Annotated in this window: 19 protein-coding genes and 2 tRNA genes; 12 read left to right on the forward strand and 9 right to left on the reverse strand. The window is 68.5% G+C overall.

Features of this window, described 5'->3' with window-relative positions:
• The first annotated feature begins 15 nt into the window (after positions 1-15).
• Positions 16-87: transfer RNA gene (locus tag ACFQ9R_RS18960), tRNA-Gln, on the forward strand.
• A 27-nt stretch (positions 88-114) separates the two neighbouring features.
• Positions 115-187: transfer RNA gene (locus ACFQ9R_RS18965), tRNA-Glu, on the forward strand.
• Between the two features lie 51 nt (positions 188-238).
• On the opposite strand, the gene ACFQ9R_RS18970 is transcribed toward ACFQ9R_RS18965, so the two are convergent.
• Positions 239-940: an IclR family transcriptional regulator gene (locus tag ACFQ9R_RS18970; RefSeq protein WP_101466364.1), complete on the reverse strand. Its 702-nt coding sequence runs from the start codon at positions 938-940 to the stop codon at positions 239-241.
• 63 nt (positions 941-1,003) lie between these two features.
• On the opposite strand from ACFQ9R_RS18970, the gene leuC reads away from it, so the two are divergent.
• The 3 genes from leuC (at position 1,004) to ACFQ9R_RS18985 (ending at position 3,879) form a co-directional block, all read left to right on the forward strand.
• On the forward strand, positions 1,004-2,428 hold the full coding sequence (leuC, locus tag ACFQ9R_RS18975) for a 3-isopropylmalate dehydratase large subunit (protein WP_378992116.1): 1,425 nt from the start codon (positions 1,004-1,006) through the stop codon (positions 2,426-2,428).
• A 35-nt stretch (positions 2,429-2,463) separates the two neighbouring features.
• Positions 2,464-3,072, forward strand: a complete 609-nt coding sequence (gene leuD / locus ACFQ9R_RS18980) for a 3-isopropylmalate dehydratase small subunit (protein ID WP_378626302.1) — start codon at positions 2,464-2,466, stop codon at positions 3,070-3,072.
• 156 nt (positions 3,073-3,228) lie between these two features.
• Complete coding sequence (locus tag ACFQ9R_RS18985) at positions 3,229-3,879, forward strand: HU family DNA-binding protein (RefSeq protein ID WP_358105333.1); 651 nt, start codon at positions 3,229-3,231, stop codon at positions 3,877-3,879.
• A gap of 122 nt (positions 3,880-4,001) precedes the next feature.
• Here ACFQ9R_RS18985 and ACFQ9R_RS18990 read toward each other — a convergent pair whose 3' ends face one another.
• The 3 genes from ACFQ9R_RS18990 to cofC all read right to left on the reverse strand — a co-directional run bounded on the left by ACFQ9R_RS18990 (position 4,002) and on the right by cofC (position 7,858).
• Positions 4,002-4,922, reverse strand: a complete 921-nt coding sequence (locus ACFQ9R_RS18990; protein WP_378992118.1) for an NUDIX domain-containing protein — start codon at positions 4,920-4,922, stop codon at positions 4,002-4,004.
• Between the two features lie 23 nt (positions 4,923-4,945).
• Positions 4,946-7,114: an RNA degradosome polyphosphate kinase gene (locus tag ACFQ9R_RS18995; RefSeq protein ID WP_378992119.1), complete on the reverse strand. Its 2,169-nt coding sequence runs from the start codon at positions 7,112-7,114 to the stop codon at positions 4,946-4,948.
• Between the two features lie 72 nt (positions 7,115-7,186).
• On the reverse strand, positions 7,187-7,858 hold the full coding sequence (gene cofC, locus ACFQ9R_RS19000) for a 2-phospho-L-lactate guanylyltransferase (protein WP_378992120.1): 672 nt from the start codon (positions 7,856-7,858) through the stop codon (positions 7,187-7,189).
• Between the two features lie 31 nt (positions 7,859-7,889).
• On the opposite strand from cofC, the gene ACFQ9R_RS19005 reads away from it, so the two are divergent.
• Both ACFQ9R_RS19005 and ACFQ9R_RS19010 read left to right on the forward strand, forming a co-directional pair.
• Positions 7,890-8,885 carry an NAD(P)H-dependent glycerol-3-phosphate dehydrogenase gene (locus tag ACFQ9R_RS19005; protein WP_378992122.1) on the forward strand — a complete coding sequence of 332 codons (996 nt, stop codon included), beginning with the start codon at positions 7,890-7,892 and terminating at the stop codon, positions 8,883-8,885.
• Between the two features lie 44 nt (positions 8,886-8,929).
• Complete coding sequence (locus ACFQ9R_RS19010; RefSeq protein WP_378992123.1) at positions 8,930-10,021, forward strand: D-alanine--D-alanine ligase family protein; 1,092 nt, start codon at positions 8,930-8,932, stop codon at positions 10,019-10,021.
• A gap of 66 nt (positions 10,022-10,087) precedes the next feature.
• On the opposite strand, the gene ACFQ9R_RS19015 is transcribed toward ACFQ9R_RS19010, so the two are convergent.
• Positions 10,088-10,849 carry a DUF3515 domain-containing protein gene (locus ACFQ9R_RS19015; protein ID WP_378992125.1) on the reverse strand — a complete coding sequence of 254 codons (762 nt, stop codon included), beginning with the start codon at positions 10,847-10,849 and terminating at the stop codon, positions 10,088-10,090.
• A 119-nt stretch (positions 10,850-10,968) separates the two neighbouring features.
• Between ACFQ9R_RS19015 and ACFQ9R_RS19020 the strand changes: the two genes are divergently transcribed.
• From ACFQ9R_RS19020 to ACFQ9R_RS19030, 3 genes are read left to right on the forward strand one after another with little or no spacing between them, the layout of a single operon-like run.
• A complete protein-coding gene (locus ACFQ9R_RS19020) occupies positions 10,969-11,973 on the forward strand; it encodes a thiamine-phosphate kinase (protein ID WP_378992392.1) in 1,005 nt (334 codons plus the stop codon).
• Between the two features lie 11 nt (positions 11,974-11,984).
• Complete coding sequence (locus ACFQ9R_RS19025) at positions 11,985-12,668, forward strand: uracil-DNA glycosylase (protein WP_358064032.1); 684 nt, start codon at positions 11,985-11,987, stop codon at positions 12,666-12,668.
• Between the two features lie 49 nt (positions 12,669-12,717).
• On the forward strand, positions 12,718-12,969 hold the full coding sequence (locus tag ACFQ9R_RS19030; RefSeq protein WP_266291645.1) for a hypothetical protein: 252 nt from the start codon (positions 12,718-12,720) through the stop codon (positions 12,967-12,969).
• A gap of 201 nt (positions 12,970-13,170) precedes the next feature.
• Here ACFQ9R_RS19030 and ACFQ9R_RS19035 read toward each other — a convergent pair whose 3' ends face one another.
• From ACFQ9R_RS19035 to rpmB, 3 genes are all read right to left on the reverse strand, one after another.
• Entirely contained in the window at positions 13,171-13,959 is a 789-nt protein-coding gene (locus ACFQ9R_RS19035; RefSeq protein WP_378626314.1) for an enoyl-CoA hydratase/isomerase family protein, read from the reverse strand.
• 9 nt (positions 13,960-13,968) lie between these two features.
• On the reverse strand, positions 13,969-14,475 hold the full coding sequence (locus ACFQ9R_RS19040; RefSeq protein ID WP_378992126.1) for a GNAT family N-acetyltransferase: 507 nt from the start codon (positions 14,473-14,475) through the stop codon (positions 13,969-13,971).
• A 99-nt stretch (positions 14,476-14,574) separates the two neighbouring features.
• Positions 14,575-14,766 carry a 50S ribosomal protein L28 gene (gene rpmB, locus ACFQ9R_RS19045; RefSeq protein WP_011210730.1) on the reverse strand — a complete coding sequence of 64 codons (192 nt, stop codon included), beginning with the start codon at positions 14,764-14,766 and terminating at the stop codon, positions 14,575-14,577.
• Positions 14,767-15,079: 313 nt separating this feature from the next.
• Here rpmB and ACFQ9R_RS19050 point away from each other — a divergent pair, with 313 nt between their 5' ends.
• Complete coding sequence (locus tag ACFQ9R_RS19050) at positions 15,080-17,038, forward strand: DAK2 domain-containing protein (protein ID WP_378992127.1); 1,959 nt, start codon at positions 15,080-15,082, stop codon at positions 17,036-17,038.
• A complete protein-coding gene (gene recG, locus ACFQ9R_RS19055) occupies positions 17,039-19,297 on the forward strand; it encodes an ATP-dependent DNA helicase RecG (RefSeq protein ID WP_378992128.1) in 2,259 nt (752 codons plus the stop codon). It abuts the gene before it with no gap.
• Between the two features lie 11 nt (positions 19,298-19,308).
• On the opposite strand, the gene ACFQ9R_RS19060 is transcribed toward recG, so the two are convergent.
• Positions 19,309-20,733, reverse strand: a complete 1,425-nt coding sequence (locus ACFQ9R_RS19060) for a short-chain fatty acyl-CoA regulator family protein (protein WP_378626319.1) — start codon at positions 20,731-20,733, stop codon at positions 19,309-19,311.
• Positions 20,734-20,881: the final 148 nt, after the last annotated feature.

The raw sequence follows: 20,881 nt of genomic DNA on the forward strand, positions 1-20,881 counted from the left end.
GGACGTTTCGGTCTTTGGGGTATGGTGTAATTGGCAACACAGCTGTTTCTGGTACAGCCATTCTAGGTTCGAGTCCTGGTACCCCAGCAAGGTTTCACTCTGTGAGATCGTCCTGGCCCCGTCGTCTAGCGGCCTAGGACGCCGCCCTCTCAAGGCGGTAGCGCGGGTTCGAATCCCGTCGGGGCTACAAAGCAAAGTAAGGCCCCCGGTCGAATCCGACCGGGGGCCTTCTTCGTTTCTACAATCGCTTGTGCAACGCCTCGGCGGCCGCGACCAGATCGGCGGCCCAGCGCGCGCCCGGCCTACGGCCCATTCGATCGATCGGCCCCGAGACCGACACGGCGGCCACGATCACCCCGCCCGCATCGCGCACCGGCGCCGACACGCTCGCCACCCCCTGCGCGCGCTCGGCGGCACTCTGCGCCCAGCCGCGCTTGCGCACCTCGGCCAGTGCCCGGTCGCCGAACACCGCGTCGGCCAGGACCGTGCGCTGCAACTCGGGATCGGCCCATGCCAGCAACACCTTCGCCGCCGAACCCGCGGTGAGCGGTAGTCGCGAACCGACCGGCACCGTGTCGCGCAGGCCGACGGGCGGCTCCAGCGCGGCGACGCAGACGCGGGCGTGACCGTCGCGGCAGTAGAGCTGGACGCTCTCGCCGGTGATCTCGCGCAGACGGGGCAGAATGGCACCGGCGGCCTCCACCAGTGGATCGGCCGCCCCCGCCGACAACTCGGTGAGCGCGGGCCCCGGCCGCCACAGTCCGTTGCCGTCACGGGCCAGCAGCCGGTGCGTCTCCAGCCCGACCGCCAGCCGATGCGCGGTGGCGCGTGGCAGGCCGGTGCGGGTGCACAGGTCGTTGAGACCGCAGGGCTCGTCGGCGACGGCATAGAGCACCGCCACGGCTTTGTCGAGAACACCGATACCGCTATGCTGTCTCATAGAACGATACTAACGTCTCAAATGCTGAGATACCAAGTATGCCCGTCGAAAGGTGATCAAGCTATGGCCGAGCGCGCTCGCACACTGGCCGAGAAGGTGTGGGAACAGCACGTCGTCGTCACTGGCGAAGGCGATGGTTCCTCCCGCGAACCCGACCTGATCTACATCGATCTGCACCTCGTGCACGAGGTGACCAGTCCGCAGGCCTTCGACGGGCTACGCGCGGCGGGCCGTCCGGTGCGCAGGACCGATCTCACCATCGCCACCGAGGACCACAACGTCCCCACCACCGATATCGACAAGCCGATCGCCGACCCGATCTCGCGTACCCAGGTGGAGACGCTGCGCCGCAACTGCGCCGAATTCGGCGTGCGCCTGCACTCGATGGGCGACGCGGAGCAGGGCATCGTGCACGTGGTCGGTCCGCAGCTGGGTCTCACCCAACCCGGCATGACCGTCGTCTGCGGTGACAGCCACACCTCCACCCACGGCGCCTTCGGCGCGCTGGCGATGGGCATCGGCACCAGTGAGGTCGAGCACGTGCTCGCCACCCAGACGCTGTCGCTGCGCCCGTTCAAGACGATGGCGATCACCGTCGACGGTGAATTGGCGCCGGGCGTCACGAGCAAGGACCTGATCCTGGCCGTGATCGCCGAGATCGGCACGGGCGGCGGCCAGGGTTATGTGCTGGAATACCGCGGCGAGGCGATCCGCAAGCTGTCGATGGAAGCGCGGATGACGATCTGCAACATGTCCATCGAAGCGGGCGCACGCGCCGGCATGATCGGCCCCGACGAGGTGACCTACGAATTCCTGAAAGGCCGCCCGCACGCACCGCAGGGAGCCGACTGGGATGCCGCAGTGGCCTCCTGGGACGCGCTGGTCACCGACGAAGGCGCGCAGTACGACGCCGAGGTCCACATCGACGCGAACACGCTCACCCCGTTCGTCACCTGGGGCACCAACCCCGGCCAGGGCCTGCCGCTGGGCGCGAATGTGCCCGACCCGGCTCAGATCGCCGACGAGAACGAGCGCGAATCCGCCGAGAAGGCCTTGCGCTACATGGACCTGACACCGGGAATGCCGCTGCGTGAGGTGAGCGTCGACACCGTATTCGTCGGCTCCTGCACCAACGGCCGGATCGAAGATTTGCGCGCGGTGGCCGATGTTTTGAAGGGGCGCCAGGTCGCCGAGGGCGTACGAATGCTGGTTGTGCCTGGCTCGATGCGGGTGCGCGCGCAGGCGGAAAAAGAAGGACTCGGCGAGATTTTCACCGCCGCGGGCGCGGAATGGCGTCAGGCGGGCTGCTCGATGTGCCTGGGTATGAATCCCGATCAGCTCGAACCCGGCCAGCGCTGCGCGTCGACCTCGAACCGCAATTTCGAGGGCAGGCAGGGCAAGGGCGGTCGCACGCACCTGGTCTCGCCGCTGGTCGCGGCCGCCACGGCGGTCCGTGGAACCCTGTCCTCGCCTGCCGATCTGGCCTGAGTCACCGATCACCTACAGATCGAAAGGGAATCGTTATGGAAGCCTTCACCGTTCACAAAGGCATCGGCGTACCGCTGCGCCGGTCCAATGTCGACACCGATCAGATCATCCCCGCCGTTTACCTGAAGCGCGTGACCCGAACGGGTTTCGAGGACGGCTTGTTCGCCGGTTGGCGTGCCGATCCGGAGTTCATTCTCAACACCGAGCCGTACACCCGGGGCAGCGTGCTGGTGGCGGGCCCGGATTTCGGTACCGGTTCTTCGCGTGAGCACGCTGTGTGGGCGCTGTCGGACTACGGCTTTCGGGTGGTCATCTCGTCGCGTTTCGCGGACATCTTCCGTGGAAATGCGGGCAAGGGCGGGCTGTTGGCCGCGCAGATGTCACAGAACGATGTCGAAATGCTCTGGAAGCTGATCGAGGAACAGCCCGGCATCGAATTGGTTGTCGACCTGTCCGCGCGCACCGTCACAGCGGGAACCGTCGTGTTGCCGTTCGATATTGACGACTACACCCGGTGGCGTCTGCTGGAGGGTTTGGACGATGTCGGCCTCACGCTGCGCCGCGCCGACGAGATCAGCGAGTTCGAAAAGGGAAGGCCGTCATGGAAACCCGTGACGCTGCCGGAGCCTATTTCACGGGCGTAATCAGCTGGGGCGCTTAGGGGCGCATCCTGGGCGGCGGTAGCTGGACGTGTGCTAAACCACATGAATTTTGGCGTGGCACATAGACTCTTGCTCAAACTGGGTTTACCGTGGTACCTAGTCGGTCCGACGACGGGCCATTAGTCTGCGGAGGATTCAATGAACAAGGCGGAACTGATCGACGTTCTGACCGAAAAGTTGGGTACGGACAGGCGGACGGCTACCGCGGCTGTCGAGAATGTTGTCGACACCATCGTCCGTGCCGTGCACAAGGGTCAGAGCGTCACCATCACCGGATTCGGTGTGTTCGAACAGCGCAAGCGTGCTCCCCGGGTTGCCCGTAACCCGCGTACCGGTGAAACCGTGAAGGTGAAGGCTACTTCGGTGCCTGCCTTCCGGCCGGGCGCGCAGTTCAAGGCAGTCATCGCGGGTAAGCAGAAGCTGGCCTCGTCCGGGCCTGCCGTCAAGCGGGGCGTGAATGCCCCGGTGGCGGCGAAGAAGGCGGCAGCCAAGAAGACCGCGGCGAAGAAGACCGCGGCCAAGAAGGCCACGCCGTCCAAGGGTCCGGCCAAGACCACGGCCCGTAAGGCCGCCACCAAGGCACCTGCCGCCAAGAAGACCACGGCGGCAAAGAAAGTGACGGCGGCCAAGAAGGCGCCCGCCAAGAAGGTGACGGCGGCCAAGAAGGCTCCTGCCAAGAAGGTGACGGCGGCCAAGACCACGGCCGCCAAGAAGACCACCGCTGCGAAGAAGGCTCCTGCCGCCAAGAAGACTGCTGCTAAGAAGACTGCCGCCCGTCGTGCTCGTTGATCCTGCCGCAGCGGGATCAGGTCGGGGAATGTGCACGTAGGCCGCATCACCCACCACTGGACCGAGAACGGCCCCGGGAATCCCGGGGCCGTTTCGGCTGTTTCCGAGCCGGTCCGGGTGACTCAGGTGGTGACGATTGCCGTCGACAACGAACGGTCCATATGGTCCGCCGCGACCAATCGGTCCGCGACGAACGACAATGCCCAGACGCTGCCCTTGCGATTGCGCGCCGAGGGCAGCGTGAGTCCGCCCTGCTCGGCCAGCCACTGGGTGAGATCGGGAATCACCCCACCCTGACTACACACGACCGGCACCCCCCGATCTGTTACCAACGACAGAAATCGTTGCCGCGCCGTGCTTTTCGCTGAATCGTAACCTTGCTCGGAAAACATTGGCTCGCAATTGATTTCGGTGTTGAGCTGTTCCGCCAACGGGGTCACGGTTTGGATGCAGCGCAGCGGATCGGCGGAATAGATCTCGGATGCGCCGAACGCCAGCAGATTCGGCGTCAATGCCTTCGCCTGCTGTTCCCCGGCGGCCTCGAGCGGCCGTAACTCGTCGGGTCCGTCGAAGCGGTTGCGCTTGCCCGCCTTGGCGTGGCGCACCAGCAGCACCGTGTTGGTGCGGGCGGGCAGCCGCGCGAAGATCCGCACGATCTGGCGATCCATCGGATACGACAATTGGTCCATCACCCGGGCCAGCGGGAACCACCGCAGCTGGTCGACTTCGTCGTTGACGGCGAAGTCGCCGTCGGCCGCCTCGGCGGCCCAGTAGTCGACCCGCTTGAGCTGACGGTGGCCCGGGATCGGATAGGTGACGTGGCCGAGATAGCGCCCCAGCGTGGCAGCGAGGCCGGTTTCCTCGCCCACCTCGCGCACGGCCGCGACCACCGGGGTCTCGCCGGGATCGAGCTTGCCCTTCGGCAGTGACCAGTCGCCGTATTTCGGCCGGTGGATCACGCCGATCTCCGGGCCGAGCGTCCCCGCCCGCCACAGAACCGCCCCGGCGGCATGGATGTTGGGCCGTACGCGCGGGTCGCGCAACGACCCGTCCTGACTCTGTGCGCTCACGGCTGATCGGGGCGACGCCGGCGCATGAGGAAGGCCTGGTGATCACGCACCTGGTCGGCCTCGACATCGGTGGGACTGGCCTGCCAGGTGCCGTCCGGCAGCAGGATCCAGCAGCGGGTCGCCGGATCGAGCGCGGAATCGAACACCTGCGCGAGCTGATCGACGAGTTTGGGATCCTTCACCTGCACCATCACTTCGACGCGGCGGTCGAGATTGCGGTGCATCATGTCGGCGCTGCCGATCCAGGTCTGCTCCTGCGCGCCGAATTCCATGACCCGGGAATGTTCCAGGAACCGGCCGAGGATCGACCGCACCTCGATGTTCTCGCTCAGACCGGGCACACCCGCGCGCAGGCCGCAGATGCCGCGCACCACGATCTGCACCGGCACGCCCGCCTGGGAGGCCCGGTAGAGCGCGTCGATGATCTGCTCGTCGACGATCGCGTTGGCCTTGATCCGGATCCGGGCGGCCGCGCCCTGTCCGGCCAGTTCGATCTCGCGATCGATCCGCTCGATGATGCCCGCGCGCACGCCCAGCGGCGCGACCATCAGATTGCGGTAGTCCTCCTTGCGGGAGTAGCCGGTCAGCGAATTGAACAGGTCGGTGAGATCGGCGCCGATCTCCGGTGCGGCGGTGAACAACCCCACGTCCTCGTACAGGCGCGCGGTCTTCGGGTTGTAGTTGCCGGTGCCGATGTGGCAGTAGCGCCGGATCGTGGAACCCTCGCGGCGCACCACCAGGCAGGTCTTGCAGTGGGTCTTCAGACCGACCAGGCCGTAGACCACGTGCACGCCCGCCTGTTCCAGCTCGCGTGCCCATTTGATGTTGGCCTGCTCGTCGAAGCGGGCCTTGATCTCGACCAGCGCGACGACCTGCTTGCCCGCCTCGGCGGCCTCGATCAGCGAATTGATGATGGGGGAGTCACCGGAGGTGCGGTAGAGCGTCTGCTTGATCGCCAGTACCTGCGGGTCGGCCGCGGCCTGTTCGATGAAGCGCTGCACGCTGGTGGAGAAGGAGTCGTAGGGGTGGTGCACCAGCACGTCGCCCTCGCGTAGCGCGGCGAAGACGTTGCGCGGAGTCTCGCGCTCGCCGAAGGCCGCCGGAGTGGCCGGAACATACGGCGCGTCTTTCAGCTCGGGGCGGTCGACACCGTAGACCTGCCACAGGCAGGACAGGTCGAGCAGGCCGGGCACCTGGATCACATCGGCGGGGTCGACCTCGAGCTCACGTAACAGCAGTTCCAGCATGTGCTCGGTCATGTCGTCGGAGACCTCGAGGCGCACCGGCTTGCCGAAGCGGCGGCGGGCGAGTTCGCGCTCCATCGCCTGCAGCAGGTCTTCGTCGCGGTCCTCGTCGACCTCGAAATCGGCGTTGCGGGTGATCCGGAACGAATGCGTCTCCACCACGGTCAGACCGGGGAACAGCAGGTCGAGGTGGGCGGCGATGAGGTCTTCCATCGGCAGGAACGCCGCGATCGCCGACGGCGCGCCGGTGCGGCGTACGCGCACGAAACGGTCGACGTTGTCGGGCACCTTCACGCGGGCGAAGTGCTCACCGCCGGTGCCGGTATCACGCACGGTCACGGCCAGATTCAGGCTCAGGCCCGAGATGTAGGGGAACGGGTGCGCCGGGTCGACGGCGAGCGGTGTGAGGACCGGGAACACCTGGTCGGTGAAGTAGTTCGACAGGCGTTGGCGCTCATCGTCGTCGAGGTCACTCCAGCCGATGATGTCGATGCCCTCGACGGCCAGCGCCGGGTTCACCGCGTCGATGAACACCTTCGCGTGCCGCTCGGCGAGCTCCTGGGCACGGGCGGTGATCATCTCCAGCTGTTCCGACGGTGAGCGACCATCGGCCGAGCGCACCGACAGGCCGGTCTCGGCACGGCGTTTCAAGCCGGCCACGCGCACCATGTAGAACTCGTCGAGGTTCGACGCGAAGATCGCGAGGAATTTGGCGCGCTCCAGCAACGGCAACGAGGCGTCCTCGGCCAGGGCCAGGACACGGGCGTTGAAGTCGAGCCAGCTCAACTCGCGGTTGAGGTAGCGATCTCTGGGCAACCGCTGCGCGCTCGCGTCACCGCCCGAGGCGAGGGCGGCCGCAGGTGGCGGGGAAATCGGGGGCAGCTGCTTGATGGTTTCCGTATCGCTCACGAGATCAATCATCCCTCGAGGAACGGGCGCCGCGCATCACGACATTGCACGATTCGTTCCGACCGGTCCGATTGTGGCGATCAGCTAGCACACAGTGCGAACGGGATCACTTCTGTGCGATGAGAATCCGAATTCGCGCAGCGTCGAGGTGGTGAATTCGCCGACGCCGAGCGTGCGGACGAGATCGAGATCCTCGGGGGTGTCGACATCGCAGCGCAGGCCCGGCCAGTGCCCGAGCAGCGGCACGGCGCCGTCGTCGCGGTGTGCGCGCGCGGAATCGGCGCCGAAGCGGGGCGACAGCGGTGCGGTGGCGTCGCGGATCAGCAATGCGGCGGTGCCGGTACCGGTGTGATCGATCACCACCGATCGCGCGCTGACGGCGACGGTGAGCACGTCGGCCAGTTCGGACGGGCGAAGAGCGGGCAGGTCGGCCTGCAGCGCGAGCAGCGCGGTGGGTCCGTGGCGATCGCGCACGTGGGCGGCGCCCGCGGCGAGCGCGGTGTTGAGCGGGTCGGCACCGGCCGGTGGCTCATCGAGCACGTGCGCGCCGAGCTCGCGCGCGCGGGCGGCGACCAGCGGATCGGGCGTGACCACGGTCAGCGACGACAACTCGGGCACCGCGGTGGCGGCAACGGCGGTGTCGGTGAACATGGCGAGCACGAGCTGGGCCCGCTGCTCGGTGCTCAGCACGTTCGCCAGCCTGCTCTTGGCCCGGCCGATGTGTTTGACCGCCATCACGGCGTGCACGGTGTGCATGGTTCCGATCCTTGCATGGCATATTGGGCTGATGACGAGGGCGGCGGTTATGGGTGCGGGGTCGTGGGGTACGGCGTTCGCGAAGGTGTTGGCCGAGGCGGGGACCGACGTGACGATCTGGGCCAGGCGGCCCGAGGTGGCGCAGGCGCTCGATACCGAGCACCGCAATCCGTTCTACCTGCCCGGCGTGCAGTTGCCACCGGTGCGGGGCACCGATGACCATCGGGTCGCGCTGGACGGGGCGGATCTGGTGGTGCTGGCGGTGCCGTCGCAATCGTTGCGGGCGAATCTGGATCTGTGGAAGGGCGATATCGGGTCCGACGCCACGCTGTTGAGTCTGGCCAAGGGGATCGAGACCGGCACGCTGCTGCGGATGAGTCAGGTGATCGCGGAGGTCACCGGGGCCGAGCCGGGACGCATCGCGGTGTTGTCGGGCCCGAATCTGGCGCACGAGATCGTCGAACGGCAGCCCGCGGCGACCGTGATCGCCTGCACCGACACCGAGCGGGCCGGGGTCGCGCAGCGCGCGTGTGCCACCGGGTACTTCCGGCCGTACACCAATACCGATGTGATCGGCTGCGAGATCGGTGGCGCGTGCAAGAACGTCATCGCGCTCGCCTGCGGCATCGCTTCGGGAATGGGGTTGGGCGACAACACGGCGGCCAGCCTGATCACGCGCGGGCTCGCCGAGGTGATCCGGCTCGGGGTGGCGCTGGGCGCGCAGCCGGTGACGCTGGCCGGGCTGGCGGGTGTCGGCGATCTGGTGGCTACCTGTACCTCGCCGCTGTCGCGCAACCGGTCTTTCGGGTACGCGCTCGGTGCGGGCGGCACGATGAGCGCCGCGCAGGAAGCGACCAATGGGCAGGTGGCCGAAGGTGTGAAGTCGTGCACATCGGTGCGGGCCCTGGCCGCCGAGCACGGGGTGGAGATGCCGCTCACCGACGCGGTGCACAGGGTGTGTCATGAGGGGCTATCGGTGAGCGAGGCGGTCGGCAGCCTGCTCGGCAGGCGGATCAAGCCCGAATAAGGGCGATAGCGCCACGGCGGCGAGAACCTACTACGGTGACGTTCATGACGGAACGGATCAGGGTGGCTGTGGTGTTCGGCGGGCGCAGCAGCGAGCACGCCGTCTCGTGCGTGTCGGCGAGCAGTGTGCTGCGCAACCTCGATCCCACCCGCTACGAGGTGGTGCCGATCGGCATCACCCCGACCGGCGGCTGGGTACTGGCCGACGGGATCGGCGAGCTGGCGCTGAGCCACGGCGTGCAACCGCAGGTCGACGCGTCGGGAACCGCCCTCACCCTCGCCGCTGACCCCGGCCGCTCCGGTGCGCTGGTCGCCCTCGACTCGAGCGACGTCCTCGGCAATGTCGATGTCGTGTTCCCGATCCTGCACGGGCCCTTCGGTGAGGACGGCACGTTGCAGGGCATGCTCGAACTGGCCGGGATTCCCTACGTCGGCGCGGGCGTGCTGGCCAGCGCGGCGGGCATGGACAAAGAGTTCACCAAGAAATTGCTGGCCGCCGAATCGCTGCCCGTCGGCGTGCAGGTCGTGCTGCGGCCGGGCACCGAGACCCTGTCCGAGGCCGACCGGACCCGGATCGGCCTCCCTGCCTTCGTGAAGCCCGCGCGCGGTGGCTCCTCGATCGGCATCACCAAGATCACCGATTGGGCCGATCTCGCCGCGGCGATCTCCGCCGCCCGTGCGCACGACCCCAAGGTGATCATCGAAGCGGGCATCGTCGGACGCGAAGTCGAGTGTGGCGTACTGGAATTCGCCGATGGTGAGGTGCGCGGCAGCGTCGTCTCCGAGATCCGCATGCCCGATGCCGACGCGGCCGCCCCCGAGTTCTACGACTTCGCCACCAAATACCTCGACGACGTGTGCGAATTCGATGTGCCCGCCAAGCTCGACGACGATGTCGCCGACGAGATCCGGGAGCTGTCGGTGCGGGCGTTCCGCGCGCTCGACTGCCAGGGGCTGGCGCGGGTCGACTTCTTCGTCACCGAGAACGGTCCGGTGATCAACGAGATCAACACGATGCCCGGCTTCACGCCGATCTCGCAGTACCCGCGGATGTGGGAAGCGACCGGTATCGACTACCCGACGCTGGTGTCGACGCTGATCGAGACGGCGCTCGCGCGCGGAACCGGGCTGCGGTAGTCCTGTTCGGCCGCAGGGCTTTCGGCGGGGTTGTGCGCGAAAGCCCCACGGCGCCAGTCAGTTAGCTCAGAGTTCGCCCGGAGTCGGTTCGCGGGCAGGCAGATTCGCGTTGATGATGTCGGACACGGTCTGCACCGCGCTGGTGCCGGAGCCATCGGGGACGGTCAGCGCGATGTAGGTCTCGCGGTCGACGGCGAACCAGGTGCCGGTCTTGCCGACCTCGTCGCGGACCTGGAACCACTTCACGCCGTCGATCACCGTCAACGGTGACGCGCGGTTGAACTCGAGGGGGCGGTCGAGGCCGCAGCGCAGCGTGATCGGATCGCCGCCGTCGGGGAGCTGCCAGGCGCGGGTGGCCGGCGGGGCGGGTTCGACGAGGGTCGACTTGGTGTAGTCGCCGAGCTCGGCGGGCAGGGCCGGGAGCAGTGTTTGACAGGCGGGGCCGTCGGCGGCGGGGGCCGGGACCGGGCCGAGGGCGAGGGGCTCGCGTTCGACGGGGGCGCGCAGGGCGATGAAGGCGGCGACCAGGACGGCGACGATCAAGACGACGGGCAGGGCGACCGCGGTGGCGATCAGCGCGGGAGAGTGGTGTGACTCGAGGTCGGCGTCGTCGGAGTCCTCGTCCTCGTCGTCGGACTCCGAATCGCCCGCGTCCCTGTCTGTGTCGGCGGCGAGGCTCGGCTCGGCGGCGGGTTCCGGGTGGGCGCCTTCGCCGGACGGTGGATTGTCGTCGGACGTCGGCTCGTCGCCGGACGATTTCGCGTCGGCAGCGGCGGTGTCGTCGGGAGTGGTCGCCTCGTCGCGATCCTCCGGTGTCGAGTCCGCCATAGCTGTGTGGTCCTTCCGTTCGCTGGTTCGCCTGCGCCGTCGGTGGTGCCCGATCGCCTCCGAAAGGGTACCGTCGGGGCGATTTCGTCGGTCAGCAGCACAGCGGGAAGGGGTCGGTCATCAGCGAGGACAGCCGTCCGCAGACGGTGCGTGAGCTGGGCGAATTCGCCTTGATCGACCGGATCAACGCCGGTCGGGAGCAGGCCGCGCACGTGCTGCTCGGCCCCGGTGACGACGCCGCGCTGGTCGCGGCGCCCGATGGGCGGTTCGTGGTGAGCACCGACATGCTCGTCGAAGGCAGACACTTCCGCCTCGACTGGTCCTCGCCCGTCGACATCGGCCGCAAGGCCATCGCCCAGAACGCCGCCGATGTGGTGGCGATGGGTGCGCGGCCTACCGCGTTCGTGGTCGCGCTCGGCTGCCCGGCCGACACCCCCGTGTCCGTGGTCGAAGGGATCGCCGACGGGATGTGGATCGAGGCCGGCCGCGCCGGGGGGTCCATCGCGGGCGGCGACCTGGTGCGCAGCGATCAGCTGATCGTCTCGGTGACCGCGTTCGGCGACCTCGGCGGACAGCCCGCGATCACCCGCTCGGGCGCGGTGGCCGGTGACATCGTCGCGGTGGCAGGCGAACTCGGCTGGTCCGGCGCCGGGCTGGCCGTCCTGACCGGCGGCGCGGACCTCGTCGATCCCGAGTTCACCTATGCCCTTGCGACACATCGTGTTCCGCAGCCGCCGTACGCGGCGGTGATCGACGCGTTCGGCGCGCACCCCCCGACCGCCCTCACCGATGTCTCCGACGGACTGCTCGCCGACCTCGGGCATCTCGCCGCCGCCTCGAACGTCGCAATCAACGTGCACAGCGCGGCACTGACCGACCCCGAACTGGCGGCCCTCGCGACATTGCTCGATGCCGATGCCGCGCAATGGATTCTGGCCGGCGGCGAAGACCACGCCTTCGCCGGAACCTGGCCGGCCGAGGTGGCGCTCCCCGCGGGCTGGCGGCCGATCGGCGTAGTAACCGCAGGCAGTGGCGTCACCGTCGACGGCGTGACACCCACCGGCGGCACCGGCTGGGAATCGTTCCGTGGGGCGGACGCCACGCCCACCGACGGCGAACGATAGGTTGTGCGGTCATGGGTGCCAAACCACTGTCGGAGATCATCGATCCGGGCTGGGCCCGGGCACTGGAGCCGGTCACCGACCGCATCAGCGAAATGGGCGAATTCCTTCGCGAAGAGAACGCGGCGGGCCGCGGCTATCTTCCCGAAGGGGAGAACGTGCTGCGCGCGTTCCAGCGCCCGTTCGACGCGGTGCGCGTGCTGATCGTCGGCCAGGATCCGTACCCGACACCGGGCCACGCGATGGGGCTGAGTTTCTCTGTCACACCGCAGGTTTCGCCGGTTCCACGCAGCTTGTCCAACATCTTCGCCGAATACAGCAAGGATCTCGGCTTCGATACGCCGACCTGCGGAGACCTGAGCCCCTGGTCGGATCAGGGTGTGCTGCTGCTGAACCGGGTACTCACCGTCACCCCCGGCGCGCCCGCCTCGCACCGGGGCAAGGGTTGGGAAGCGGTCACCGAGCAGGCGATCCGGGCGCTGGTCGCCCGTGACGAGCCGCTCGTGGCGGTGCTGTGGGGCAACGACGCCCGCTCACTGAAGCCCACACTGGTCGACGCCGAGGTGCCCTATGTCGAATCGGCGCACCCCTCACCGCTTTCCGCCTCGCGCGGGTTCTTCGGTTCACGACCGTTCTCCCGGGTCAACGAACTGCTCGACGAACTCGGCGCCGACCCCGTCGACTGGCGGCTGCCCTGACCCGGGGCGTCGCCCGCACCAGAAGAGAATGATGAAGGAGCACAACCCGATGCACATCTCCACCGTTCGCGCTGCCCTCGCGACCGCCGCCGTCGCCGCCGCCATCACCGCGGGCGCGGGCTCGGCCACCGCCGCAGGCCTGCAGCTCGAGCCCTACAACGAGCAGGCCGCACCGGTGGCCACCACCCAGGTCGGCGAGGAATGGACCTCCACCGGCACCTCGACCATCTCCTCGGGCGTGAACGCGAAGGTGACCTGCCTGCTGCAGAACACCTTCAGCGCCCTCGGCGCTGCTTGTTAGAGCGGCTGGCGCCGCGGGGTTTTCGGCCCTGAGGGCCTCGCATCCGAAGGGCGATACTGCGCCTTCGGCGTTCCGTCTCGCCCTTCGGATGCGAGGCGGCCGAAAACCCGTGGTGGCTGACACCCGGCGTGGCGTTGGTCGCGCCGGGGTGGTCAGTTCAGTCGCGGGAGTTGGTGACTTCTATGTCGAAGTTGGTGGCTTCTAGGTGAGGCCGACGTAGTTCGGCTTGCGCTTGCCGACGAAGGCGTCGACGCCTTCGCGGCCGGTGTCGCTGTTCGCGGCGGCCGAGATGCTGTCGCGTTCGGCATCGAGCTGCTGGTCCAGAATCGCTGTGGGCGACTGGGCCAGCAGTTTTTTCATGGCCGAGTAGGTGGCGCGGGGGCCGTTGACGAAGGTCTGTGCCAGGCGGAGGGCTTCGGCGCGGATGTCGTCGTCGGCGACCGTGCGGCTCAGGATGCCGAGGCGGACGGCTTCGTCGGCGTCGAGGACGGCGTCGGTGAGCAGGATCTCGCTGGCGCGGCCCAGGCCGACGATCCGGGGGAGCAGCCAGGACATGCCGCCGTCGGGGGACAGGCCGATGCCGGGGTAGGCGGGGCGCAGTTTCGTCGAGGGTCCACCGATCGCGATGTCGGCGGCGCAGACCAGGCTCATGCCCGCACCCGCCGCCCAGCCCTGCACCGCGGCGATCACGGGAACGGGGGCGGCCGCGAGCGCGCGGACGAACTCGTGGAGTTCGTCGGCCAGCTGGTGCAGGTAGGCGCCGCGGTCATCGGCCCCGGCGAAATTGCGGACATTGCCGCCCGCGCAGAAGTTCGCGCCCGCGCCGGTGAGCAGGATCGCGCCGACCGACGGGTCGAGGGCGCGCAGGGCCGCGGTGCCCGCGTTGATCAGGTCGAAATCCATCGAGGTGCCCGCGGCGGAGGTGGCGATGGTCAGCTGGAGCACGCCGTCGATGATCTCGGCGGCGGCGACCGGTTCGGTGGTACTCATGGCGTCACATTAACCCGGCTCGCGTCGCCACAATTGTTCGGGCAGCAGGGTGAACGGGTCGGTGCGGCGGTTGCCGGTGTCGGTGAAGCCGTGCCTGCGGTAGAAGGCGTGGGCGCGCGGATAGTCGGCGAAGACCCAGAGGGTGCACGGCGATCCGGGGGCTGCCGCCTCGATCAGGGCGTCGGCGATGCCGGTGCCGTGCCAGGCGCTGCGGACGTAGAGCGCTTCGAGTTCGGCCTCGGTGGACGGGCACCGGTCCGGCGCTCGACCGGGTACGGGCAGATCCCGCCCGGCGGCGAAACCGATCAGGCGGTCGCCGGCCAGCGCGACCGGCAACCGGTGGGTGCCCGCGGCACGACGACGTTCCCAATTGATCGCGGAGCGTTCGAGGTCGAAGCCGTCGAGGATGTGGGCGGGGACGAGCGTGTCGTAGGCCTCACGCCAGCTGGCGATGTGGCACGCGGCGAGTTCGGTGACCCGGTTCGCCGTGAGCGGCGCGATCCGCCAGTCAGACACGGCGCGCTCGTTCGAGGGCACGGGGCCGTTGTACGACAACGCCCCGGATCACCCACGAGGGGTGCCGGGGCATTGTCGGCAGAATGTACGGGCTGAAAATCAGCCGCGGACGACCTTGCCCGCCTTCAGGCAGGAGGTGCACACGTTCATCCGGCGGGTGTTGCCAGGGGCAACCTGCGCACGCACGGTCTGGATGTTCGGGTTCCAGCGACGGTTGGTGCGCCGGTGCGAGTGCGAGACCGACTTCCCGAAACCGGGGCCCTTGGCGCAGACGTCGCAAACGGCAGCCATGTCGCGAGCTCCTTCATGTCATAAGCGGACAGCGGCGCACGTATGCCCGCTGAACCGGAAACTGATGTCGTCAAATGCCTTGCCGACTGTCGTCGGCCAGCGCAGACCCACGTGGGCCGCACAAAGCAACCCTGCAAGACTAGCGGGCCGGGCCTCGAAGTTCCAAACCGGGTATCCCGGTCGACTTGCCGAGCACAGCCCGGCTGAGGGCCCGTCCGAGGTCAGCGTACCCCGGTCGGTAGCTGCCGCTAACCTGGCGTGCGTGCTCGGCGCGCGGGTACGCAGAACGGGGAGCGAGGTGGCGGTGGCGCACGTGCGGGAGTCTCTCGACGGCCCCGATCTGCTGGTCTGGGCCCGCGGTTGCCGCACCGACCTGGAGCTACGCCGCGCGGAGATCGACGCGCTCAACGTGTTCCCCATCGCCGACGCCGACACCGGGACCAACCTCCTGGCCACCATGCGCGCCGCGGTCGCGACGGCGGAGCGGGCCGTGCTCGACGCGCAGGACGCCACGTCCCACCTCGTCGCCCAGGCCTTGGCCCGCGGCGCGACCACGGGTGCGCGCGGAAACTCGGGCATCATCCTGTCGCAGGTCCTGCGCGGGATCGCGGAGGCCGTTGTCGCAGGCCCGTTGACCGGTGCGCGGCTGCAGGAGGCATTGCGGCGGTCGGCCGTGCTCGTGCGCACGGGACTGAGTGCCCCGGTCGAGGGCACGATCCTGACGGTTCTCGACCGCGCCGCCGCCGCGGCCGCCGAGGTCGCCGAACCCTCCCTGGAAGAGGTGGCCCGTGCCGCCGCCGAAGGCGCCGCGCGGGCACTGAGCCGGACTCCGACCCAGCTGGGCGTGCTGCGCGCGGCGGGAGTCGTCGACGCGGGGGCGCGCGGGCTGCTGGTGTTGCTCGACTGCCTCGTGGCCGAAGTCTGCGGTGAGGCACCCGCGCGAGTCAGGTACACGCGGGGCGAGCGCGCGGATCAGGGGCCGCACCGGCGGCCGGACGACGGCGACGAGCAGGGAGTGACTCTGCCCGGCGGGTCCGGTGACATCGATCACGAACCTGCGCGCGACGGCGAGGGGGAGGCCGTTTCCGACGGCCGGGAGCAGCGGATACGCGACGACCATGATCACCGTGATCGGGACGCTGATCCACACTTCGAGGTCATGTACGTGATCTCCGGCACCGACGAGACCGCCGCGGGTGGGCTGCGCGATCGGCTCGCCGTTCTCGGTGATTCGGTGGTGGTGGTCGGCGACGGCGACAGCACCTGGTCGGCCCACGTGCACTGCCGCGACGCGGGGGCGGCGATCGAGGCCGGGCTCGCGGTGGGCACGGTGACGAGCATTCGAATCGAGAGTTTCGCGGTGACCGCGCCGCACAGCGGCCATCACGAGCCCGGCCATCACGATCACGGCCACCACGCGCGAGGCGCCGACCGGCTCGGTGCGCGGCACGCGCGGGGCGGGACGGGTGCGCGAGACAACTCCGCGGTGTGCGCGCAGGTTGCGAGCGGTGCCGGTGATCGACTGTCGCGTCCCGCGGAGGGAGACGTCTTTCCCGTCACCGGCGGTGCTCGCGATGGTCGCGTCTTCGGCGATCCCGCCGCGCGCGGTGTCCTCGCGGACCGCGGTGTCCTGGCGGTGGTGGCAGGCGCTGCCGCCACGCGCCTGTTCGAAGATGCCGGGGCGGTGGTGTTGCGCGGGGATCGGCAGGTCGATACGAGCACTCTGCTGACCGCGATTCGGCGGATGCCACATCGTGAGGTGCTCGTGTTGCCCAACGGCGCCCTGCCCGCGCAGGAACTCGTCGCGGTCGGTGTGGCCGCGCGTGACGGGTCGCGTGATGTGTTGTTGCTGCCGAGCGCGTCGATGGTGCAGGGCCTCGCGGCGCTGGCGGTGCACGATCGCGGGCGGATCGCGGTGGATGACGCGTTCGCGATGTCGGAGGCGGCGGCGACCATGCGCTGGGGTGCCCTGCGGGCTGCTCGGGTGCGGGCCCTGACGATGGTCGGAATGTGTTCTCCCGGTGACGGACTCGGGCTCGTCGGCCAGGATGTGGTGGTGATCGACCCCGATGTGGTCGGCGCGGGACGCATTCTGCTCGACCGGATGCTCGGTCTCGGTGGGGAATTGGTGACGCTGCTGATGGGCGCCGATACGGGGCCCGAGCTGGCGCAGGTGCTCGCCGAGCATGTGACGGCCGGTTTCCCCGGCGTCGAGGTGGTGGTGTATTCCGGTGGACAGCAAGCGGATCTGGTGCAGATAGGGGTCGAGTAGATGGCGACGTTGAGTGACCGGCTCGACCATGTGCTGGGCGTCAAGGCGGCCGACCGGCTGACCGAGGCGTTCGACATGTCCACGGTCGAGGATCTGCTGCGCCACTATCCGGTGCGCTACGCCACGCAGGGGCAGCCCCTCACCGAGGAGGAGCCGGAGGAGGGTGCGCACATCACCGTCATCGGTCGCATCACGAAAACCGAACTGCGCCCGATGAAGAACCGGCGCGGCTCCCTGCTGAAGGTGCAGCTCGACACCGGCGCCCAGCGTCCACTGGAAGCCACCTTCTTCAACGGCGACAAGGTGCGATATCTGGTGAAAGAAGGTGTGCGAGCGATGATGTCGGGCACCGTGCACTGGTGGCGTCCCGACCGCTGGAACCTCTCGCACCCCGACTACCTGATCCTGCCCGACAAGGCCGAAGCCGGTGTGGAGGAACTCACCTCCGTGCGCGGTAGCGGCGCGCTGCGCGGGCTGGCGCAGAGCGCGAAAGGCGCGGGCGGAGTGGATGCCTCGTTCTTCGAGCGCGAATTCGTGCCCGTGTATCCGGCGACCGCGAAGGTCCAGAGCTGGGACCTGCTGGCCTGCATTCGCCAGGTGCTCGACCAGCTCGACCCCATCGACGACCCGCTGCCCGCCGACCTGCGCGAGGAGCGCCAACTGCTTGCGCTCTCGGAAGCGTTGCGCCTGATCCACCTCCCTGAGCACAAGCTGGATATCGAGAAGGCCAGGGACAGGCTTCGTTTCGATGAGGCGCTCGCCTTGCAGCTCGTGCTGGCCGAACGCCGCCACGAGGTGGAGGGCCGCACCGCCCCCGCCTGCCCGCCCTCGGCCGACGGCATCGCCGCCACCTTCGACGAGCGCTTGCCGTTCGAGCTCACCGAAGGCCAGCAGCAGGTGCTCGCGGAGATCTCCGAAGACCTCTCCCGTACCCGCCCGATGCACCGCCTGCTGCAGGGTGAGGTGGGTTCGGGCAAAACGATCGTGGCACTGAACGCCATGCTCCAAGTCGTGGACTCGGGGCGTCAATGCGCCCTGCTCGCGCCGACCGAAGTCCTGGCCGCCCAGCATTATCGGTCGCTGCGGGCGATGCTCGGCGACCTCGGCAACGCGGGCGAACTCGGCGCTGCGGAGAACTCGACGAAGGTCGTGCTGCTCACCGGATCGATGTCGACGGCCGCGAAGAAGGCGGCATTGCTGGACGCGATGACCGGCGAGGCGGGCATCGTCATCGGTACCCACGCGCTGATCCAGGATGCCGTCGAGTTCTACGACCTCGGCCTCGTGGTGGTCGACGAACAACATCGCTTCGGTGTCGAACAGCGAGACGCGTTGCGCGCCAAGGCGAAAGACGGCATCAGCCCGCACCTGCTGGTGATGACCGCCACCCCGATCCCGCGCACCATCGCGATGACGACACTCGGCGATCTCGAAACCTCCACGCTCACCCAGCTGCCCAAGGGGCGCTCACCGATCGTGTCGAAAGTTGTTCCGCGCAAACTGCACCCGGGCTGGGTGGATCGTGCCTGGGAGCGCATCGTCGAGGAGGTCGGCCAGGGCAGGCAGGCCTATGTCGTCTGTTCGCGCATCGGCGAGGATCCCGACGCGCCACCGGCCAAGGGGAAGAAGGCGGAGAAGGAAGGCCCGACCACCGCGGCCGCGGTGGAGATGTACGAGACGCTGAGCGCCGGTCCGCTCGCCGGTGTACGCGTCGGCCTGCTGCACGGCAGGCTGCCGTCCGATGAAAAAGACCACGTGATGCGCCAATTCAACGACGGCGCCATCGACGTGCTGGTCTGCACCACGGTCGTCGAGGTCGGTGTCGACGTGCCGAACGCGACTGTCATGGTGATCGTCGACGCCGACCGGTTCGGGGTGAGTCAGCTGCACCAGCTGCGCGGTCGTATCGGCCGAGGTAAGCACCCGGGCCTGTGCCTGCTGGTCACCGATGCCGCGCCGGGCGGGACAGCGATGGCGCGGCTGGAGGCGGTGGCGGCGACGACCGACGGCTTCGAACTCTCGGTGCTCGACCTGCGCCAGCGTCGCGAAGGTGACGTCCTCGGTTCGGCGCAGTCCGGTACCGCCCGGTCGTTGCGGTTGCTCTCGCTGCTCGACGACCTCGAGGTGATCACCGCCGCACAGGAACTCGCCCGCCAGGTCGTCGCCGAGGACCCGGGTCTGGTGCATCATCCGGGCTTGGCGGGCATGATGCACGCCGCCGTCGACGGCGAACGCATCGAATACCTCGCCAAGTCCTGACCCCCGCGATGTCAGCGAGGTAGGCGCGGGTACGGCAGGTCGGTGCTGGTGTGTTCGGTCACCGACAGTGGCCGCCCGATCTGCGGGAACGCGCGCTGCGGGCACGACGGACGCTCGCACACCTTGCACCCGGCCCCGATCGGCACCGCCACCTGCGGATCGTCGAGCTGCAGCCCCTGCGAATACACCAGCCGGTCGGCGTATTCGATGTCGCAGCCGAGCCCGATGACGAAGTTCTTCGACGCCGCCCCGAACCCCTGCGCGGCGGCGGGGGTGGTGCGCGCGATCCACAGGTACCGGCGCCCGTCGGGCATCTCCGAGATCTGCGTGAGGATGCGTCCGGGGTGCGCGAATGCCTCGTGGGTGACCCACAGCGGGCAACTGCCGCCCACCCGGGAGAAGTGGAACGCGGTGGCGGACTGGCGTTTCGAGATATTGCCGGCCCGATCGGTACGCACCAGGAAGAACGGCACGCCGCGCTGACCCTGCCGCTGCAGGGTGCTGAGCCGATGGCAGACCGTCTCGAAGCCGACTTCGAACCGCAGTGCGAGCAGGTCGACGTCGTAGCGCAATTCCTCGGCCGAGCGCAGGAACCGGCCGTAGGGCAGGATCAGCGCACCGGCGAAGTAGTTGGCCAGCCCGACCCTGGCCAGGGTGCGCGATTCGCCGGTGAGCGCCCGGGATTCGGCGAGCACGTTGTCGATCTCGCGGCCGTAGAGCAGCAGGCCGAGGGTGGTCGCGATCTGGAAGGCGCGCTGCCCGGGGCGCAGTCGCCTGGCCAGGGTGAGGGTTCGGGTGTCGGGGTCGTAGTGGCGTTTCGGGATGGCCGGGTCGGCGCCGTCGCCGCGGACCAGCACCGTGACGCCGGCGCGTTCCTCGGCGATCCTGGCCAGCTGACGATCCAGCGAGCCGATGCTCAGACCGGATTCCTCGAACAGCTGCTCGGCGGCATGGTCGAGGGTCGAGATGTGGTTGCGGTGGTCGTAGAAGAAGTCGCGCACGTCCTCGTACGGCATGGGGGTGCCCGGCGCGCCGGCCGGTGTGTCGACGCGTGAGGACAGCAGGTCGAGCTGGTCGGTCGCCGCGCGCAACCGCCGGTGCATCGCGATGACGATGCGCGCCACCTCGGGCAGCCGGGTCGCCAGTTCCTCGACCTCGGTGATCGGGGCGGTGTCGCCGCCGCCCGCGGCTTCCACCAGTACCTCGTGCAGGTCCGAGACCAGCCGCGCGTCGGAGTCGGCGGCGAAGAACTGCACGTCCAGATCGAAGGTCGAGTTGAGTTTCAGCAGAACAGGAATGGTCAGCGGGCGCTGATCACGCTCGAGCTGATTGAGATAGCTGGGTGAGAGGTCCAGCGACTTCGCGAGCGCTGCCTGGGTCATCCGCCGTTCTTCGCGCAGCCTTCGTAGCCTGGCCCCCGCGTACATCTTCCGCACGTCGCAGATCCTAACGCGACCTGTTCGCAATGTTTGCTCAAAGTGGCGAATGCCTCGGGAGAAGTCCAGTCCCGCAAGGGATTTTACCTGTGTCTACCCGTGCGTAACATGCGAAGTCGCGCTCGGCGGCAGACGCGAGCTCGCGTGC

Origin of the sequence: Nocardia sp. NPDC056541, assembly GCF_042794235.1 — a bacterium.
Taxonomy (GTDB): domain Bacteria; phylum Actinomycetota; class Actinomycetes; order Mycobacteriales; family Mycobacteriaceae; genus Nocardia.

Bases quoted from the DNA above. Each gene is read 5' to 3' on its own strand.
- ACFQ9R_RS18970 (WP_101466364.1), bottom strand. From the start codon at position 940: ATGAGACAGCATAGCGGTATCGGTGTTCTCGACAAAGCCGTGGCGGTG.
- ACFQ9R_RS19025 (WP_358064032.1), top strand. From the start codon at position 11,985: ATGGGTGCCAAACCACTGTCGGAGATCATCGATCCGGGCTGGGCCCGG.
- leuD (WP_378626302.1), top strand. From the start codon at position 2,464: ATGGAAGCCTTCACCGTTCACAAAGGCATCGGCGTACCGCTGCGCCGG.
- ACFQ9R_RS19030 (WP_266291645.1), top strand. From the start codon at position 12,718: ATGCACATCTCCACCGTTCGCGCTGCCCTCGCGACCGCCGCCGTCGCC.
- leuC (WP_378992116.1), top strand. From the start codon at position 1,004: ATGGCCGAGCGCGCTCGCACACTGGCCGAGAAGGTGTGGGAACAGCAC.
- ACFQ9R_RS18995 (WP_378992119.1), bottom strand. From the start codon at position 7,114: ATGATTGATCTCGTGAGCGATACGGAAACCATCAAGCAGCTGCCCCCG.
- ACFQ9R_RS19010 (WP_378992123.1), top strand. From the start codon at position 8,930: ATGACGGAACGGATCAGGGTGGCTGTGGTGTTCGGCGGGCGCAGCAGC.
- recG (WP_378992128.1), top strand. From the start codon at position 17,039: ATGGCGACGTTGAGTGACCGGCTCGACCATGTGCTGGGCGTCAAGGCG.
- rpmB (WP_011210730.1), bottom strand. From the start codon at position 14,766: ATGGCTGCCGTTTGCGACGTCTGCGCCAAGGGCCCCGGTTTCGGGAAG.
- ACFQ9R_RS19035 (WP_378626314.1), bottom strand. From the start codon at position 13,959: ATGAGTACCACCGAACCGGTCGCCGCCGCCGAGATCATCGACGGCGTG.
- ACFQ9R_RS19015 (WP_378992125.1), bottom strand. From the start codon at position 10,849: ATGGCGGACTCGACACCGGAGGATCGCGACGAGGCGACCACTCCCGAC.
- ACFQ9R_RS18985 (WP_358105333.1), top strand. From the start codon at position 3,229: ATGAACAAGGCGGAACTGATCGACGTTCTGACCGAAAAGTTGGGTACG.
- ACFQ9R_RS19005 (WP_378992122.1), top strand. From the start codon at position 7,890: ATGACGAGGGCGGCGGTTATGGGTGCGGGGTCGTGGGGTACGGCGTTC.
- cofC (WP_378992120.1), bottom strand. From the start codon at position 7,858: ATGCACACCGTGCACGCCGTGATGGCGGTCAAACACATCGGCCGGGCC.